Below are 18,925 nucleotides of genomic sequence, written 5' to 3' on the forward strand. Positions count from 1 at the left end.
GGATGATTTATCAGGATTATTTATACAGTTATGAAAAATTCTCTCAGGAATATATTAAAGTTTTTTCTGGAGAGAATTCAAGATATAAATATCCTTCCCAGTTGACTGAAGTATTGTCCAATCTAAAAATTAATGTTGAGTCTGTTGAATATCGTAAAAACCAAAAATGGCAATATGATTGCATTATAGCAGAAAAGTTGTACTGTGGTCTGAAGGATTTGTCTATTGCAATAGCCAGTGACAGACAATTCTGGTGGCGTATAAATGTAGAAGTTTTATCTGAAATAATAAAAGAAAGATGGCAGGTGACTCCGGAAAACTATTTAGATGCTAGCAAAAAGAACCGAGTTCAGCATCAGACAAGAAATTATGGTGGGTCTTTATGGTGGTTTTTTGCTTTATGTCATTCACCAGGTAAAAGTACCAACGATACACTTTCCATAATGAGTGAGTTCTCGACAGATACGCTTGTAGCTGTTGTTGAGCGTTCCGGTGATGGATATCATAAAAGCTTAATTCAACTAATTCTTAATCGCATACTTCATTCAGGATCAAATTATGATGGAAGGGAGGAGATGGTTCGAAAGGTGATGAAATTGAATTCTGCATGGCAGGAAACAATCATTCCTGATCTTTATAAAGGCGGACTAAATCACTATGTTGATGATCTTCTGAAGGAGCTTAGATTTACATGAATTGGAAAGATGAGAATGAGATAGCTGAACTACTGCGTTTATCTCGTAATAATCATACTATTAAGTTACCTGTTGAGAATTTTACAGATATCTTCATTGGATGTGTGGATAATCTTGCTGGTTTCTTTATTCCAACAGATAATAATACTCCTCTTGTGTTACGGGCATCAGGTATTCAACTAAAGAGACTATCATTAGTGCAGAATAATTTAGAAAGGACTTATATCGGATTGCTTTCACCCAGACACCTTATCGGGAGAAATTTTCTTACAATGGGACGTGATTTCATTCATGTTGCCACACAAATCAATTCCAGAGACGCTTTTCACTCTGATCCGGAATCTTGGTGGAATTCATGGATTGAACTTACAGGGAATAGAATCTCTAATTCGACAGTAAACGGTTATTGGGGTGAACTTTACTGTTATTTAAAACTTTTTCCTTTATTATCCGCAGATCTAAAATGGGACTCGCTGACTAGTGGGTCTCGTGATTTTTCGACTCATGGCTGGGATATTGAAGTGAAAACTACTTCGCAACGAACTGGTCGGAAAATTAAAGTTTCATCAGAATTTCAATTATCAGATCCAACGAGAACAAAGTATTTATTGTTCCTTCGGGTCGAAGAATTTCAAAGGGGTATAGGTGAATCTATTGATGATCTGTTACATGCGATGAGGTCACATAATCTATCCAATTCTCAGTTTAATGTAATCGATGAATATCTCAAAGCTCAAGGTATTCCAGAGGGACACCCTGGTAGAAAAAAGTCGTTTAAAGTACTCGAAGAAATTGTTTACACGGTTGATGATAGTTTTCCACGTATTTCTCCCGAATTTTTCGTCAACGGGCAGATACCTTCTGGCGTTTTTGGAATATCATATTCAATCGACTTGGATGTTTGTAATAAGTCACTTGTTTTTACAAAGTTTTTAGAAACAATAGCAAACTAGGTTGTGCAAATATACAACTTTCTTTAGCCAACTATGATCGTATTACGAGATTTATATTATGGCACCGATTTATGGCACTTTCAGTGATTTCTTAAATAGGGCCTCCTGAAAAAACCTTAACCCTATACATATAAATGAAATACTGCTAGAATTTGTGTATGAAGTGCACGGTTTTTGCGAAAACCAGGCAAAAACCCTTGCACCTGTTTTCTTGGCGGGAGGGATTATGTATAGAACTGAGGACAAAACGCAGCTTTCATTTGAAGATTTCTATCTCCCATTTGGAGGCAAACTGAACCCCAATAACCGCTGGGTACAGCTTGCCAATTTAATTCCCTGGGAGGATTTAGAAGCAGAATATGCCTCACAGTTTGCTATCGAGAGCGGGCAAGGCGCTCCGGCGATCCGTTTCCGTACAGCATTGGGTGCCCTGATTATAAAGGAAAAATTAGGAATTACGGATGAAGAAACTGTGGAACAGATTCGCGAGAATCACTATTTGCAATATCTTAATGGGATGCAGGGGTACCAGGATGAAGCTCCCTTTGATCCATCCATGCCTGGTCACTCGCTACGCTCGTTGCCCGGCCGTGCATCCGGGATGGTTCATTTCAGAAAGCGAATCAGCATGGACATGATTTCCCGGGCAAATGAAATGATAATTGCCGAAGAACGTAAAAAAAAACGAAAGATGATACGGAAGCTGAAAAAGAAGAAAATCCTGAGGTAGAAAATAGCGGGAAGCTGCTGATTGATGCCACCTGCGTACCCGGTGATATTCGATATCCCACAGACCTTTCCCTTTTAAATGAGAGCCGGGAAAAACTGGAAACCATCATAGACGTTCTTCACGCAGAACGGCCCAAGGGGGCGACAAAACCCCGAACCTACCGGCAGAAAGCGCGAAAGGATTTTTTGGCGGTCATCAAAAAGCGCAGAGCAAGCAAGAACAAGATGCGCAAGGCAATACGCAAGTAGCTGGGGTACATACGCCGTAATCTCCGGCATATAGAGCAATTAGCGACGGTAGTCGGCTTGAATAGCCTGTCTCGGCAGCAGTACCGGAATCTGCTGGTTATCTCGGAAGTCTTTCGCCAGCAGGCACTGATGTATGAATCCAAAGATCATCGAATATCGGGCCGGGTTGTGAGTATCTCCCAACCCCATATTCGCCCAATAGTCAGGGGAAAAGCCGGGACCCCGGTGGAGTTCGGCATGAAGATTTCATCCGCCAATATTAACGGGTACATGTTTATCGATCGCTGTTCATGGGATCCATACAACGAGTCTGGAGATTTAGTCATGCAGGCTGAAAATTACAAACAGAGATATGGCGTGTATCCGGAATCAATACACGCCGATCAGATTTACTGCACCAGGGGCAACCGGAATTGGTGCAAGGAACGGGGAATCAGATTATCTGGTCCACCACTGGGTCGTCCACCGAAAGATCGTGGAGAAAATCGAGAACGAAGGAAACAGACCCGTCAGGATGAGCTGGATAGAATAGCCGTAGAAGGGACATTCGGCAGAGCAAAACGGCGGTACTCAATGGGTCGATTAATGACAAAGCTTGCTGAGACCAGTGAAACGCAGGTGGCCATGATCATGCTGGTGATGAACCTGGAAAAGATTCGCATGGATCTTTTTTGCGTCTTTATCATAGCTATACGGCGTGGCCGAAAAATTACGAAGTCTCATTTCCCCGTGGTATTGGGGTATGGTAATATGGCAGCATAGGGTTTTTTCAGGAGGCCCTAATTAACAAGTTCATAGATGTGTTTATGGCGTGATTTATAGCAAGTATAGGGGATTCATGAAAATTCCAGTTCCGGTAATTGATTTGTTTGCAGGTCCAGGTGGTCTTGGGGAAGGCTTCTCCTCTATTGGATCAGGAACAGCATTTAACATTCGTTTGTCAATCGAGATGGAAGAGTGGGCTCATAAGACACTGACTCTCAGGTCCTTTTATCGGCAATTTGAGACTGACAAAGTTCCGGATCAGTATTACGAATTTGTCTCACAACCTTTTACTGATGTTGGTCTGAATCAGCTTTTGGCTAGTTTTCCGGAGGGTGATAAAGCTCGGGCTGAGGCCTGTAGACTTACTTTGGGTGAAGACAATGAACAGATCTACGAAAAACTAAATAAAATTACTGAAGGTTTTAATAGGGGACAGCATTGGGTCCTTATAGGAGGTCCTCCGTGTCAAGCGTATTCTTTGGCTGGGCGTGTGCGCAATCAGGGAAAAAAGGATTACAAGGCAGAGAATGATCATAGACATTTCTTGTATAAAGAATATTTACAGATAATAGCCAAGTATCATCCTTCAGTATTCGTTATGGAAAATGTTAAAGGGATACTTTCTTCCAATGTAAATGGTCAGAATATTTTTGATAATATTACGGAGGATCTCAGGAACCCAAATGATCTGTATGCCTCAGCTAATGGAAGCACTGCACAGTATAAGCTGTTTTCACTGGTCAATTCTTCAATACGTGAAGGTGATCTGAAACCAGCAGAATTCATTATTAAAAGTGAAGATTTTGGTATTCCTCAGAAGCGTCATCGTGTGATAATTCTTGGTGTCCGTACCGATATTGATGTTGTTCCGGAAACGCTGGTAAAAAAAGCCCATAAGATTTCAGTAAATTCTGCTATTTCTGATCTGCCCGCTTTGAGAAGTGGTTTGTCTAAAGTGAAAAATGCTGGTCTTAGAGAATGGGTTGAAGCTATTTCAGATTTTCCTCATATAAAAAAAACAGATTTTACCGACCCTCCCGATCAACTTGATGAACTTTTAAGGAGAATAAAAGCCTCTATTTTCCAGATACAGTCAGACTCCCGGAATGAAATGGATAACCTCCAGAAAAATCCGTCAAGAAACAAAGTTTTTAAGCCTTCATGGTTTTATAATCCCAGACTTAAATCAATCTGTAATCATGAATCTAGAACTCATATGAAATCAGATCTTCATCGTTATCTTTTTGTTTCCTGTTTCGGTGAATTATTCGGAAGATCTCCGAAACTGAGTGAATTTCCAGAACAACTTCTTCCGAACCATAAGAATGCCAAGCTGCTGTCCTCCATCACAAATTTTGTTGACAGATTTAAGGTTCAATTGAGTGATAAGCCATCAACAACCGTGACCTGTCACATTTCAAAAGATGGGCATTATTATATCCATCCAGATCCAACACAGTGCCGAAGTCTCACAGTGCGTGAAGCGGCCAGATTGCAGACGTTCCCTGATGATTATTTCTTCTGTGGCCCCCGCACAAAACAATATCACCAAGTGGGAAACGCAGTTCCACCATTACTTGCAAATAAGATAGCTGCAATAATCAAGAAATTACTGGACGAAGCAGACCGCGATGGATAAGCTCACCCCTGAGAAAAGAAGCTGGAATATGTCTCGTATCAAAGCTAAGGATACTAAGCCGGAGATTCTTGTGCGTACCTTTCTTCATAAGCATGGCTTTAGATTTCGGATACATCGTGCGGATTTGCCTGGCAAACCTGATATTGTTTTAGCAAAATACAAGACAGTAATTTTTGTTCATGGTTGTTACTGGCATCGTCATCAGGGATGCAAAAACGCGACTACGCCTAAAACACGAAAAGATTTCTGGGAAAAAAAATTTGAAGCAAATATCGAAAGAGACAAGCGCAAAATCTTTGAGTTGATATCTGCCGGATGGAACGTGATCATTATATGGGAATGTGAGGTTAATGACCAGAAGCGAATGCAACGTTTGCCTACTGAGATAAGGTTGAAGAGGTAATACCCGATTATATGGTTTAAGGGAAATGAATTAACGGAATATTTATTTCGGGCCTCCTGAAAAAACCTTAACCCTATACATATAAATGAAATACTGCTAGAATTTGTGTATGAAGTGCACGGTTTTTGCGAAAACCAGGCAAAAACCCTTGCACCTGTTTTCTTGGCGGGAGGGATTATGTATAGAACTGAGGACAAAACGCAGCTTTCATTTGAAGATTTCTATCTGCCATTTGGAGGCAAACTGAACCCCAATAACCGCTGGGTACAGCTTGCCGATTTAATTCCCTGGGAAGATTTAGAAGCAGAATACGCCTCACAGTTTGCTATCGAAAGCGGGCAAGGCGCTCCGGCAATACAGTTTCGGACAGCTCTGGGTGCCCTGATTATAAAGGAAAAATTAGGAATTACAGATGAGGAAACCGTGGAGCAGATTCGTGAGACGCCTTACCTGCAATATCTCATCGGAATGCAGGGGTACCAGGATGAGGCTCCTTTTGATCCATCCATGCCTGGTCACTCGCTACGCTCGTTGCCCGGCCGTGCATCCGGGATGGTGCATTTCAGAAAGCGAATCAGCATGGACATGATCACTCACGCAAATGAATTGATTATTGCCGAAGAACGTAAAAAAAACTGAAGATGATACGGAAGCTGAAAAAGAAGAAAATCCTGAGGTAGAGAATAGCGGGAAGCTGCTGATTGATGCCACCTGCGTGCCCGGTGATATTCGATATCCCACAGACCTTTCCCTTTTAAATGAGAGCCGGGAAAAACTGGAAACCATCATAGACGTTCTTCACGCAAAACGGCCCAAGGGGGCGACAAAACCCCGAACCTACCGGCAGAAAGCGCGAAAGGATTTTTTGGCGGTCATCAAAAAGCGCAGAGCAAGCAAGAACAAGATGCGCAAGGCAATACGCAAGCAGCTGGGGTACATACGCCGTAATCTCCGGCATATAGAGCAATTAGCAGCAGGTGTCGGTTTGAAAAGCCTGTCACGGAAACAGTACCGGAATATGCTGGTTATCTCGGAAGTCTTTCGCCAGCAGGCACTGATGTATGAATCCAAAGATCATCGAATATCGGGCCGGATTGTGAGTATCTCCCAACCCCATATTCGACCCATCGTCAGGGGAAAAGCCGGTACCCCGGTTGAGTTCGGCATGAAGATTTCATCCGCCAATATTGACGGGTACATGTTTATCGATCGCTGTTCATGGGATCCATACAACGAGTCTGGTGATTTAGTCATGCAGGCTGAAAAGTACAGGCACAGATATGGTGTGTATCCGGAATCAATACACGCCGATCAGATTTACCGCACCAGGGGCAACCGGAATTGGTGCAAGGAACGGGGAATCAGATTATCCGGTCCGCCGCTTGGTCGTCCACCGAAAGATCGTGGAGAAAATCGAGAACGAAAGAAGCTGGCCCGTCAGGATGAGCTGGATAGAATAGCTGTCGAAGGGACATTTGGCAGAGCAAAACGACGGTACTCAATGGGTCGATTAATGACAAAGCTTGCTGAGACCAGTGAATCGCAGGTGGCCATGATCATGCTGGTGATGAACCTGGAAAAGATTCGGAAGGATCTTTTTTACGTCTTTATCATAGCTATACGGCGCAGCCGAAAAATTCCGAAGTCTCATTTCCCCGTGGTATTGGGGTATGGTAATATGGCAGCATAGGGTTTTGTCAGGATGCCCTACTTATCACTACGGAAACTGAGCATGCATCGATCAGTGTGAATGCGGACTACATCGAGGCAAAAGGCGTCAAAGTATATCGCCTCGGTGTAGACGCAGATGGATATATCAATAAAGAAGAACTGATCCGAATACTTGAGCACAATCACTCAAGGTGTTCCAATATCCTTGTTTCCGTGGTCTGGGCAAACAGTGAAACGGGTGTGCTTCAGCAGATACCTGAGCTCGTTGAGATATCAAAAGAGTACGGTGCTCGTTTCCATAGTGATGCTTCCCAAGCGGTGGGGCGGTTGCACATTGATCTAAAAGAGACTGGGCTTGATTTTTTAACCTGTTCGGGACAAAAGCTGCATGCTCCTGCCGGGATTCACAGCAGTTTTCAGGAATGAATTTATTTTTATTTCCTTTCTCAAAATCCCCTTCTTTATTCCTCGGGAATCCAATTCCATATAGTTGGTCAGCCCAATTCATTTTATTAATTTATGCATGTCACTTTTCTCAGGTAGAATTTTCAAGCTCCTGAGCAACAGTGCGCATTAATTTTTTTTATCTTCCCCACTCTCAGATTTGTAAAAGATCAATCATTCAGCTTGAGTGCATATAACGACCGCATCACCTGCGCCCTCGAAGGAGCAGAGCGACGAGAAGGCGTCTGGTGCATGCGTCATGTTATGTTAAATTTCAATTTTTTTGTTTTTCTGAAGCATCAATACCATTTTCGCAGTAATACTCTATGTGGGTATACAAAATACTTCCGTACTGAAAAAGCAAAAGGCCGGATACCTTCCGCGGGGAAGAAACACCCTCCATCAGGTCTTCGAGCGTCATTTCACCGATTTCTGCAGCCGGTATGATGAGGAATATGCCGATACATTCGGGAAGTTTCGCCTCGAACGGATCCAGACGGTAGGCGAGCACTTTCTCACCTGCGGCGATTACCGGCAAGGGAAAGCCCGTATCCGCTGCACTAATACAAACTGTGGTCACGACTATTTCCGCCCTTTCTCCTGCAAGGGGTTTTATCTCTGCCCCTCCTGCAGCCAGAAGAGGACTCTTCTCTTTGCCGAACACCTGAATGAGGAAGTCCTGTTACGACTTCCTCATCGCCAATTTGTATTTACTTTTCCAAAATGCCTGCGGGTGTTCTTCCGTCACAACAGAAAACTTTTCGCGGAAATTTCAAAGATGATATTCGCCATGATAAGCGATTTCTACAGGGAAGTTGCCGGTAAAAAGATAGACACCGGAATGATCATAGCTCATCAGACGTTTGGGGATATGCTTCGTTTTAACCCTCATTTTCATGCAATTCTCCTCGAAGGCGGATTTGATGAGGAGGGAAGCTTTGTCTATCTTCCCTTCTCAGGTCTCGAGAAAATGACAGAATGCTTCAGGCGTACTGTTCTGCGGTTCTTCACCGAGAAAAAGCTGCTTACCAAGCAATTTGCCCAAAATCTACTCTCATGGAAGCACTCAGGTTTCAGTATAGACAACAGCGTTCGTATTCTCGATGAGAGCTCCCGTGATAACCTTGCCCAGTATATAGCCCGGCCTCCTATATCCTTGAAGAAGATCCATTATGAAGGGTTTAAGGGTCGGGTTCTCTTTCATACCCATTACAACGAGTATTTCAAGGAAAACGTACATATGTTCAAAGCCTGCGATTTCCGGGCGGAACTCACACAGCATATCCCTCCCAAGGGGGTGCAGCTGATACGGCGCTACGGATTGTACTCTTCCCGGATCAAAGGTGCTTGGGAGTCCATGCCGCATTGGCGGGATCGTTCCTCGCTTCGCTGCGGTACGACCCTTGAGTTGCCGAACGTGCTCCAACCGGCTGGAAAAACCAGCACGAGAGCCAGACAGGGACTTCGAAACCTGAAGATTTCGAAACTTTCGAGAATACAGACTTTTCAGATGACTCACCAGATGCACGCGCTTACAAGAAGGCATGGGCACGCTTGCTGTCGAAGGTTTACGAGATAGATCCTATGGTCTGCCCGAAATGCGGATCGGAAATGAAGGTGATAGCGATAATTCAGGAACCGGAGGAAATAAAACGCATTTTACGGCATCTTGTGAAACAGGGACGGCCACCGCCTGGCTTTGATCCGGCTTCTCTGAACTGATTTTTTCTTTCTCACCTTCAGGCTTTTGCCAACCTTTGCCATTTTCATGTCCAATTTACACTACCTTTGTTAAAATTCTGCTGTTTCACCCGTGTTTATATGTTAGAGCCTTAATAAGTGCACTGTCATGATGAGGGAGGTTGATTTTTGCCGATTTTTAGCCGAAATTTCCCAATTTTCCCGGTTCCGGCCTTGCACCCCTCGATTAATTTTCCTATCATTCCCTCGATTAATTTTCCTATCATTCGGCCTTGCACCCCTCGATTAATTTTCCTATCATTAGGTGGCCGAGCCTATTATCTCAGGACTAAGCCCAGGCAGGGAGCGAATAAGCTCGGGCAGCTCTCGGCAGGAGGAAATGGGGTAGGACGATTTTAAATTTTCCTATCATTAAATTTTCCTATCATTAAACATTGAGGGAATATGCATATTATCAGCGGAATATTATTATCGGCTCTTTTTGGCCTGAAGGACAAATCAGGCAAAAAGGGAGTTAAAGGCTTCTCTGGCATCATTTCTGTGGCACATCAGATGCCGGGACGCATGAGACTGACCATTCCTTCTTTGCGTACTACCTCAGTGGACATAGTAGCTACCCTGCAAAAGATTGATGCAATACATAAGGTTGAAAAGAATCTGATTTCAGCCAGTCTGATTATCACCTACGATGAACACCAATTGGAAGATGAAATCTTATTTGGAGCTGTGATCCAGATCATGGGACTGGAAGGGGAAATTGATAAACCAGTGAGACCAGCTGCTATCCATCACATTCAACAGATTATTGATTCACTCAACCGGGGTATCTATGAATACACCGGGGGGCATCTTGATCTCTACCACAGTGTACCTTTGATACTCATCGGACTGGGGGCTTATCAGTTCATTAAAACCCGCAAGCTGCTCCTGCCCGGCGCTTTGACCCTTATGTGGTGGGGTTTTAGTTCCCTTCTAGGCCGAGGTAATCATGATAAATAAACTTCCTTCTTTTCTCAAGGATATGTTAGTGGTGCCTCGCGTCAAGCATGCCCTGCCCGGAAGGCTAAGACTGCAAATTCGGGGTTTGAAACAACTGGAACCTGACTCTACCCTGCAGAAATTGATAGAAACCGAACTGGTTTCCATGATAAAGGGGATTAAAAGCATCCAATCCAATCTGAGCAGCGGCACTGCTCTGGTTATTTACGAACCGGAAACTGTTTCTGAAGAGACGGTACTCAATGTCTTTTCCTCCCTGGCCAAAACCGCCTTGAAATACTATGACAAGATCAAAGAACATAATCCATCCCCGCAGATGATCAGTAAACTGGGAGGCCTCATAGCTCAGGATCCTGATCTTTTGCTGGGCCATGTCCTGGAGTTAGATGATGCAGTATGGCACTGAGTCCAAACATATCCTGGCGTGTACCATTAGACATAATATTGAAGGAAGAGTTCGCATTCACTGTAAGGCCCTGGCCTATCTCGATCAGGAATTAAGTGAAGTCACCCAGGCTTTGAAAAACATCAATGGGATTAACACAGTAGCCATAACCGCCCTTACTACCAATCTGCTTATTAACTATGATGAAAAGACACTCACTATCTATGAAATCACCGATCATGTCAGCTCCATTATTTCTAAATTTGCCATAAAGGTCTATAAAGAGGACCGACTGCGCAAAAACCGGGAACAGGTCAGTGAACGAAATCTTAATGAAGAATCACCCCAGGATATTCTAAAACGGATCATAATCTCCGGAGTAGCCCTGATCTTCAGCTGGTTTAAAAAGGGTAAGACCGGAGCTCCCGGACCGGAAAATCTGCTCAGCCGCTTTACTAATATCCAATCCATTACCAGTCTCTCTCTTTCCGGACCTATTCTCAAGAATGGCCTGATCTCCCTCATCAAAGACGGCCGGCCTAATGCCGATACCCTGAGCTCTACTGCCATCATTGCCAGCATAGTAACCGGGCGGGCCACCTCGGCACTGATCATCATCCTACTGGCGGAGATAGCAGAATTTCTGACTGCTTATAGCATGGATCGAACACGAAAGGCTATAAAGACCCTGTTGGAAGTCGGAGAAGACTATGTTTGGAGACTGACAGAAGACGGTACCCAGGTCAGAGTTCCCATTGAGGAACTCAATGTGGGAGATTCCATTGTAGTGCATACCGGTGAGAAGATTAGTGTGGACGGCCATATAACCGAGGGTAGTGCTGTGATAGATCAGTCTGCCATAACCGGTGAATATATGCCGGTCAAAAGGAAGAAGGGTGAGGCAGTCTTCTCCGGAACCGTGCTACGCTCCGGTACCATCACAGTTCAGGCCGAACGCTGCGGGGATGAAACCGCTGTGGCCCGTATCATCAAGCTGGTAGAAGAGGCCTCACACCGCAAGGCCACCATTCAGGCCTTTGCCGATAAGTTTTCTGCCCAGTTTATCATTGTGAATTTCCTCCTGGCCCTCATAGTCTATATGACCACCCGCAGTTCTACCCGGGCTCTTAACATGCTGATTATTGATTACTCCTGTGGAGTGAGGTTATCTACGGCAACCGCCCTGACTGCATCCATTGCCTCTTCAGCCCGGCAGGGTGTGTTGATCAAGGGTAGTAACTATATAGAACAATTGGCTACCGTAGATACTGTGGTCATGGATAAAACCGGAACCGTGACGGAAGGCAAACCGGCGGTAACCACAGTCTACCCTTCACACTCCGCTATAGATAATAAGCAGATCCTTGAACTGGCTGCTGCCGTAGAGGAAACCTCTTCCCACCCTCTGGCACATGCTATACTTAACCGGGCTAAGAAAGAAAGGTTGAGTATACCACCCCATGACAAGGCTGAGACTATCATGGCCCGAGGTATTAAGGCTGTGGTTAGGGGTCAGACCATCGCGGTGGGCAGTAAAAGGTTTATGGAGGATCTGAAAATCGACCTGCACAATGTACTTACTACCGTAAACCGAGTGGCCGCACGGGGGGAAAGTGTAGTATATATCGCTCGCGGTTCTGAGTTAGTAGGTATATTAGGCATACAGGACAACTTAAAAGACAATGTAAAGAAAAGTGTCAACCGCTTGAGACAGATCGGTATTGATGACATAATATTATTGACTGGAGATGTGGAACAACAGGCGGAGGCCATCGCAGATAAGATCACAGCAGACCGCTACCATGCCGAGATTCTGCCGGAGGATAAGTCCGAGGTAGTGCTGCAGCTACAGTCTCTGGGCTATCCGGTGATCATGGTGGGAGATGGTATCAACGATGCTCCTGCTCTGGCCTATGCCGATGTGGGTATCGCCATGGGCAGCACCCGCACCGATGTGGCCATGGAAGCCGCCGACATCACTATAACCAAAGACAACCCCCTGCTTATTCCTGCCACAATCAAGATGAGTAAGAAAACCATGGCTATTATCAAGCAGAACTTTGGCATCGCCATTGGAGTAAATACCCTGGGGCTTATCATGGGGTCCATGGGTATCCTGCCCGTATTCTGGGGAGCTGTGCTGCATAATACCACTACCATCGCAGTAGTGGCCAATTCAGCCCGAATGTTTTTCAATGATATGGAGAAGAAATGAATCGAAAAATACATTTATCCATCATGCACTCCTTGCCCGGCCGAATTCGGATTAGACTGTCCAACCAACTCCGTTCCCTTAAAGAGTTCAACCAGAAGCTCAAGCTGCACCCTGGTCTGGGTAACATCCGATACAGTGATGTTTCTCAGACCCTAACAGTAGAACTGGATGAGAGCGTTATTACACAGGCCGAATTACTATTGAGGATTGCCTTGATTCTCTCTATAGAGCAGGGAATGAAACCGGTTAGTATTTCTTTTCAGGAGGAACGGGAGGAAATCGACAGTGCCGGATACTTCTCCGGATTTATATTAACCGCCGCTCTCATATCCCGTCTCATCCCGGGAATCCGGGGTATTCGTCCTGCCCTGGAATTGCTGGCCAGTGGATCTACTGCCTATTCAGTACTGAAACACGGATTGGAAGAAGTGAGAGAAAAGGGCAGTTTCGACCCGGAAGTGATTTCAGTATTCTATCTGCTCACCGCCATGGCCCGAGGTAAAGGGGTCAATGCCGCCGCCCTGACCTGGGCTACCTCTTTTGGACGTCACCTGGTTAAACCCCTGCCCGAACAGATCAATCTCAAACTAACCAAAAGTCAGGATGAGGACAATTACGAAATAGAAATCGATAATCATAACCAGCAGAATTTCCTGTCATTGGGGCTGCGTACTTTACCAGCCATGGTATTTGATATGCTTACCGGGGGCATGGTGGGTAAGGAAACCCTGATCAAACAGATTAAGCATGTTTCAGAACAGCACCATAGTATTATTGAAGGTTTGACAGACCTCAAAAAGGGATTTACATTAAAGATACAATAAAAAAGAGCGAGTAAATAACATGAAAAGAGAACACATCATCGGATTTATTGCCGGAGTTGGCGCTGCAGCCTTGGGTATTTATCTCTACCAGAACAATCAGGATAAGGTCCACGACTTTCTGGAAAAACAGGGCATCAATCTACCCCGACTGGGTGGGTCTAAGGACTCACGTTCCATGACTCTGGAGCAGCTGGTGCTGGAAAAAGAGCATCTGGAAGATATAATAGCTGAAAAGGAACTGGAATTAAAGGAAAGTAAGAAAACTACTTCCAAGAAGTAGGCAGGATAACTGTGGGGACCACTCTGCCCCAGGTTTTGGAATTGGCTTATTTCAATGAAAACTCGGCCTGGACCCCATAGAGTTTGTGCTTCTTGTAAGTTTTAGCGGCCAGGGTCTTACCTGTGGCCCCCACTTCTACTGCATCGTCATAGGCGATATAAATGGTATTATCATTAAAGACCACTTTATTTTAGCATGCTTATACATGATTATCCTCTTTATATATGGATTTATGACCTATAACGAAATGGATATGCGCCGGGTGCTAACGTGCTCGCTTATGCGCCGGGCCTGAGCCTGGCGACATGAGCGAAGTTATGTGACGTGGATGTCGTACCGCCCTGTCGTACCTATTTTAGTACCTTTCCTCCTCTCTGGCAAATATTTTTCTTATTTCTACCGTTCTTGACACCATCGGCTCCTGTCCATCCGTGGACCCGCCGATGATAACGCGGTCCGTGCGTGTCTCATTCTCCAACTCTCAGCGATTAAGGAGGATGTGCGAAATGAAACACAGATCCTTAAGGGGCAATACCAACCACGAAGTGGGAATATCCTGCAAACCATTCTGACTGATCATATAGATGCTTTCCCCCGCACCAAAAGTACAGAAAGCTAAGTGGTAAAAGCTGACTTCAGGCACACAATTACATCCATACCATCCAAATGGGTTTGGTGCGGGGATGTGGTGACTACTCCCTGGGAATGGCAAGAATCAAGTGTAGTAACGATGACTGCGGTTATGAGTATTTCCGACCATTCTCCTGCAAGCAATGGTATCTCTGCCCCTCTTGTCATCAGAAACGACTACTCCTTTTCTCTGAGCGAATGACCCAGGAGACCCTACTGAAATTGCCTCACCGCCAGTTTGAAGGATGTTACCCGGGGCGATTACCGGCAGATCAGAGATGACTATTTTGCGGCACAGCGGCTGTTGTTTCTGGGATTTCTCAAGGATGGAAATCTGACTACGCCAATAGAGGTTGCAGATATTCTTCAGAGGATACTTCAGGTTCAACCCGGTGAATCTGTTCTGGATCCCTTCATGGGGGGCGGTGAATTGCTTCTGCGGTCCGCCTCTGAAGCCCGGCAGCTGTCGGGTCAGGATAAGGAGCTTCTCATGGTGACACTGGCTTCGGTGAATGCCCTGGTTTCCAATAAGACGGTGGAAGTGCGGGAGGCGGATTCATTGATGAAGCCTCTTCCCGGCAAGGCGGATGTGGTACTCAGCCATATTCCATTCACACCCCGGTTCTCCATGTCCGGAGATCCTCCCGCATATATGAAATTCGGTATGCCGGGAAGCAACGGCGGCAGCTACTATTATTTATCGATGATGCTTCACCGGATGAACCGGCGGGGTGCAGCCCTGGTTACCGAAGGCGATCTTATTCGGGGAGGAGGGGAGGCTGATATTCGGCGGCGGCTGATCGAAGAAGGCCTTATTGATGCGGTAATTGCACTGCCGCCGGGTATTTATGAGGGCAGTTCCATCGGATCAAGTATTCTGTTGTTCTCAAAGGAACGTACAACGGATTCTATTCAATTTATTGATGCCCGGGGACTGTTTCAAAAAATCCGTGGAGGGGTGCGTCTTTCAGAGGACGGGCTTAATAGAATAGACAGGCTGTATACCAAGCAGCTCGTTGAACCGGGATTCAGCTGTTATGTGAAGCCCAACGAGGTGATGGATGAAAATGCCGTACTGACAGTTCAACGTTACACTGCCGTACAGGAAAAGCGAGACCGGGGCGACATAGCTCAGCTTGAATCAAGAATGAAGCAGTTGGAGGAACAGATGGATACACAGCGGAGCGAAGTTAACCGGCTGATCACAAAAACCTTTTAGCCTGTAATTAAAATTGGAAAACTCGACCTCCTTCTCTCTTGGCAGTTTTCCCCCTCCGGCGGGGCGGGTCGGCTATGCCATGCCCCGCCGGTTTTACATCAGGTTCAGCCCTCCAGCTGTGAGGTGGAGTGGAGGAAAATATCAGCATATACCAAATATCAGGAGAAAAAATGGAACAACATCACTACGGACAGGAACGCACACTAGCCATGCGGATCTTTACCGGAGAAGGCGCACGGAATGTAAGCATGCAGGATATCCTGGACTGGATGGATATGGAGCATAAGCAAAAGGAGCTAATGTGCGCGCCCCGGGGCAATCGCCTTGATCTCCTTATCCGGATGTATGTGCAGGATCACTACACGGAGATCGTCGCATGCAATGTGCGGATGATACCACGTGAGGCGGAAGAGCAACAGCTGGCGGAAATGTATATGGAGCGTCTGCATCTGATTCCCGGAAATTACAAAGAAAGAATGTATAACCGCCTGTCCCATTTCGAATGTCTGAAAAGACTGCGGAATTGTGAATATCGGGAGCAGAGGGAAAGTTTTGCCATGCTTACAGAGCTGGCAATATCGGCCAGAAGTGTGCAGCAGCTTGCCGACCTCTTCGGGTTCTCAGAAAGTTGGAAGAGAAGTTGTGAGAGAATACTTCAAAATAAAACCAGCGAAGGCGGCCGTAAGCATCTGCTTAAAGAGATCGAGAGAATTGACCCCACACTGTTCTGCGGAGCATTGGAAGGGGAGGATCAGACAGTTTCCGGGGAGGCTGGAGTCGTGGGCGAAGGAGATTTTCATGGCAATACTTAAAAGCAGAATAATGGAGCTGGAATTATGCTATATCGGCTACACCCACGATTGGGTGGAGTATGAATGTTCTTTCAGAGTGAACGGGGAGCCCATAGTGAGAGATGAAATTCTTTTCAGAGATAACGAATCCTGGGGCCGTCAGCGCCGCAATTACTGCAAGGCACAGGATTATCAATATGACCATTTCATACCTATGTTCCGAAGGGTTTTGAGAACAGAAGAGGTAGATTATCACATTACAATGGACCCCGACCTGGGCATCCAGGTGTTTCCTGAAGGCACCTTCCCGATTTTCAGGCCTAATGCAAAGAAAATCATCCGCGGCGAAAAGCTGCAGAGAGAGCATGATGAGAGAAAGAGGCGAAAGGATGCGGGTGAACAATTCCCCGATGATACATTCGCTGTCATAGTCTTCATCGACGCTTTCGCGTTTAATGGAGCGGGGAGGTACCATAGAAGCGGTATTTGGGAAAATTTGTTTGTCTCCCGGACGACCCTGGAAAGGTTCGTTGATGAGCTTGAAGAAGAATATCTGCAGATGTGTAAAGAAAATGGTATAGAACCGTTTACCGAACCTGAAGAACCCCAGCATCCGACCGTGGTACACATCGATCCTGAAGCTGACGATTACCCGGAGAATCTTGATAATCTGTTTGATTGACGCCGTATTGGCGTAAAGATGTATACGCTGTGCTCTTCAGCTTCCAGCTGGGTATGTTGAATACGAAATGCGTGAATCAACATTTGCCCGATCCATACGGGAGGATTGCATGAACTCCGCCCCCTGCTTCACCGGAGAAAATATCTTTGGAGAGGATGGGGGCATATTAGGGAAGGTTGGCGATTTTCTGAGGAAGAAGTGTTTGTCCGGGTAAATACATAGTGAAAAGTTCAATAAAAATACTAAAACGGAGAAGTCCAATGCAAAAAAGGACAGTCCATGCATTGCGAAAGGGAAATGCAGGCTTGGGTATTATATACATAGTGATTACAGCAGTGCTGATTGTTCTCAGATTACTCGGCTACTTTGATACCACCTGGTTAAAGTCTGTTGTTTTTATACCCCACCTGTTGTTTGGTCTGCAGTGGTTCTATCTCAATCCACTATTTATGTCAGATGAGAAAGTGAGAAAAGTTTATAAAATAGATGAATAATACTGAAACTGCAGCAGCCCAATAGAGGGTGTCAGAAAAACACAGTTAATAAGACACTCCCAAGCTTCTACCCCTCAACCTCTGTATTCGCAGGGAAACAAACAACCCCTTCATGGGAGGCAAGCTTTCTCAGCTTTTTATCGTAGGTGAGCAAGTACCCCGAGTATTTTTTCGCAAGCTCCAGATACACCCATTCATATGTACTGTGCCCGGATGCAATGGAGTGTGCCAATGCCCGGCTCATGAGGTCGGAGTCATGGGGATGTACCTGATCCACAAATGTATATCCAACCTGTAGAAGTTCAGTTACTTTGCGCTCCACATTTCTCCCAAACACCCCCATGCTCTCATATTTTCGAAGTACATTCGCTGCCTCAGGGAAGATGAGCTCAGGGGCGATGATGTGATTTTTTACAATGAGCTCTTTGTCGGACTTCTGGCCCATCAAAGCATATATCAATGCATTTGCATCCATCACAACCGTCATCGATCTCTATCCTCGCGAACCAGCTCCTCAGGGACGGAATATGAAAACAAAGATCATCGAATGTCAGGCCGGATCGTGAGCATATCCCAACCCCATATTCGCCCCATAGTCAGGGGAAAAGCCGGTACCCCGGTTGAGTTCGGCATGAAGATTTCATCCGCCAATATTGACGGGTACATGTTTATCGATCGCTGTTCATGGGATCCATACAACGAGTCTGGTGATTTAGTCATGCAGGCTGAAAAGTACAGGCACAGATATGGTGTGTATCCGGAATCAATACACGCCGATCAGATTTACCGCACCAGGGGCAACCGGAATTGGTGCAAGGAACGGGGAATCAGATTATCCGGTCCGCCGCTTGGTCGTCCACCGAAAGATCGTGGAGAAAATCGAGAACGAAAGAAACAGACCCGTCAGGATGAGTTGGATAGAATCGCCGTAGAAGGGACATTTGGCAGAGCAAAACGGCGGTACTCAATGGGTCGATTAATGACAAAGCTTGCTGAGACCAGTGAAACGCAGGTGGCCATGATCATGCTGGTGATGAACCTGGAAAAGATTCGCATGGATCTTTTTTGCGTCTTTATCATAGCTATACGGCGCAGCCGAAAAATTCCGAAGTCTCATTTCCCCGTAGTATTGGGGTATGGTAATATGGCAACATAGG

At 45.5% G+C, this 18,925-nt stretch carries 17 protein-coding genes and 2 pseudogenes; 18 read left to right on the top strand and 1 reads right to left on the bottom strand.

Annotated features, from left to right (window positions below; all coding sequences use genetic code 11):
- The first annotated feature begins 2 nt into the window (after positions 1–2).
- The 17 genes and pseudogenes from L21SP2_RS03105 (at position 3) to L21SP2_RS03190 (ending at position 17,274) form a co-directional block, all read left to right on the top strand.
- Positions 3–695 (top strand): DUF6339 family protein, encoded by a 693-nt coding sequence (locus tag L21SP2_RS03105; RefSeq protein ID WP_024267022.1) that lies wholly within the window; start codon positions 3–5, stop codon positions 693–695.
- Positions 692–1,648 carry a PD-(D/E)XK motif protein gene (locus L21SP2_RS03110; RefSeq protein ID WP_024267023.1) on the top strand — a complete coding sequence of 319 codons (957 nt, stop codon included), beginning with the start codon at positions 692–694 and terminating at the stop codon, positions 1,646–1,648. Before L21SP2_RS03105 ends, L21SP2_RS03110 begins: the two co-directional genes overlap by 4 nt.
- Before the next feature lie 226 nt (positions 1,649–1,874).
- Positions 1,875–3,388, top strand: a pseudogene (locus L21SP2_RS17880) (IS5 family transposase).
- A 76-nt stretch (positions 3,389–3,464) separates the two neighbouring features.
- Entirely contained in the window at positions 3,465–5,030 is a 1,566-nt protein-coding gene (locus tag L21SP2_RS03125; RefSeq protein ID WP_024267026.1) for a DNA cytosine methyltransferase, read from the top strand.
- Positions 5,023–5,433 carry a very short patch repair endonuclease gene (locus tag L21SP2_RS03130; RefSeq protein ID WP_041401081.1) on the top strand — a complete coding sequence of 137 codons (411 nt, stop codon included), beginning with the start codon at positions 5,023–5,025 and terminating at the stop codon, positions 5,431–5,433. The genes L21SP2_RS03125 and L21SP2_RS03130 overlap by 8 nt, the downstream gene beginning before the upstream one ends.
- Before the next feature lie 177 nt (positions 5,434–5,610).
- Positions 5,611–7,123, top strand: a protein-coding gene (locus tag L21SP2_RS03135) for an IS5 family transposase (protein ID WP_425277202.1) whose coding sequence is annotated in 2 segments (ribosomal slippage) — positions 5,611–6,048 and positions 6,050–7,123 — 1,512 coding nt in all. Because the reading frame shifts where the segments join, the coding sequence is not laid out codon by codon here.
- 23 nt (positions 7,124–7,146) lie between these two features.
- Positions 7,147–7,530: an aminotransferase class V-fold PLP-dependent enzyme gene (locus L21SP2_RS03140; RefSeq protein WP_280113277.1), complete on the top strand. Its 384-nt coding sequence runs from the start codon at positions 7,147–7,149 to the stop codon at positions 7,528–7,530.
- Between the two features lie 346 nt (positions 7,531–7,876).
- Positions 7,877–9,127: an IS91 family transposase gene (locus L21SP2_RS19180; RefSeq protein WP_081719434.1), complete on the top strand. Its 1,251-nt coding sequence runs from the start codon at positions 7,877–7,879 to the stop codon at positions 9,125–9,127.
- A 566-nt stretch (positions 9,128–9,693) separates the two neighbouring features.
- A complete protein-coding gene (locus L21SP2_RS03155; protein WP_024267033.1) occupies positions 9,694–10,248 on the top strand; it encodes an HMA2 domain-containing protein in 555 nt (184 codons plus the stop codon).
- A 28-nt stretch (positions 10,249–10,276) separates the two neighbouring features.
- Positions 10,277–10,654 (top strand): HMA2 domain-containing protein, encoded by a 378-nt coding sequence (locus L21SP2_RS03160; RefSeq protein WP_144082907.1) that lies wholly within the window; start codon positions 10,277–10,279, stop codon positions 10,652–10,654.
- Positions 10,635–12,848: a heavy metal translocating P-type ATPase gene (locus L21SP2_RS03165; RefSeq protein WP_211233430.1), complete on the top strand. Its 2,214-nt coding sequence runs from the start codon at positions 10,635–10,637 to the stop codon at positions 12,846–12,848. The genes L21SP2_RS03160 and L21SP2_RS03165 overlap by 20 nt, the downstream gene beginning before the upstream one ends.
- Positions 12,845–13,672, top strand: a complete 828-nt coding sequence (locus L21SP2_RS03170; protein WP_041401088.1) for a hypothetical protein — start codon at positions 12,845–12,847, stop codon at positions 13,670–13,672. The genes L21SP2_RS03165 and L21SP2_RS03170 overlap by 4 nt, the downstream gene beginning before the upstream one ends.
- A 19-nt stretch (positions 13,673–13,691) precedes the next feature.
- Positions 13,692–13,952, top strand: a complete 261-nt coding sequence (locus L21SP2_RS03175) for a hypothetical protein (RefSeq protein WP_024267037.1) — start codon at positions 13,692–13,694, stop codon at positions 13,950–13,952.
- 666 nt (positions 13,953–14,618) lie between these two features.
- On the top strand, positions 14,619–14,864 hold the full coding sequence (locus tag L21SP2_RS17890; RefSeq protein ID WP_081719435.1) for a transposase zinc-binding domain-containing protein: 246 nt from the start codon (positions 14,619–14,621) through the stop codon (positions 14,862–14,864).
- Positions 14,821–15,801, top strand: a complete 981-nt coding sequence (locus tag L21SP2_RS03180; RefSeq protein ID WP_024267040.1) for an N-6 DNA methylase — start codon at positions 14,821–14,823, stop codon at positions 15,799–15,801. The genes L21SP2_RS17890 and L21SP2_RS03180 overlap by 44 nt, the downstream gene beginning before the upstream one ends.
- Positions 15,802–15,971: 170 nt before the next feature.
- Positions 15,972–16,613 (top strand): hypothetical protein, encoded by a 642-nt coding sequence (locus L21SP2_RS03185; RefSeq protein WP_041401090.1) that lies wholly within the window; start codon positions 15,972–15,974, stop codon positions 16,611–16,613.
- The gene (locus tag L21SP2_RS03190; protein ID WP_024267042.1) at positions 16,600–17,274 is read left to right on the top strand and encodes a hypothetical protein; all 675 of its coding nucleotides are present in this window, start codon (positions 16,600–16,602) and stop codon (positions 17,272–17,274) included. Before L21SP2_RS03185 ends, L21SP2_RS03190 begins: the two co-directional genes overlap by 14 nt.
- Positions 17,275–17,835: 561 nt before the next feature.
- On the opposite strand, the gene L21SP2_RS03200 is transcribed toward L21SP2_RS03190, so the two are convergent.
- Positions 17,836–18,255 carry a type II toxin-antitoxin system VapC family toxin gene (locus tag L21SP2_RS03200; protein WP_024267044.1) on the bottom strand — a complete coding sequence of 140 codons (420 nt, stop codon included), beginning with the start codon at positions 18,253–18,255 and terminating at the stop codon, positions 17,836–17,838.
- Between the two features lie 60 nt (positions 18,256–18,315).
- Between L21SP2_RS03200 and L21SP2_RS03205 the strand changes: the two are divergent.
- Positions 18,316–18,843: pseudogene (locus L21SP2_RS03205) on the top strand (transposase); the annotation flags it as partial.
- Between the last annotated feature and the right edge of the window lie 82 nt (positions 18,844–18,925).

The sequence above is a fragment of the Salinispira pacifica genome (assembly GCF_000507245.1).
Lineage (GTDB): Bacteria > Spirochaetota > Spirochaetia > DSM-27196 > Salinispiraceae > Salinispira > Salinispira pacifica.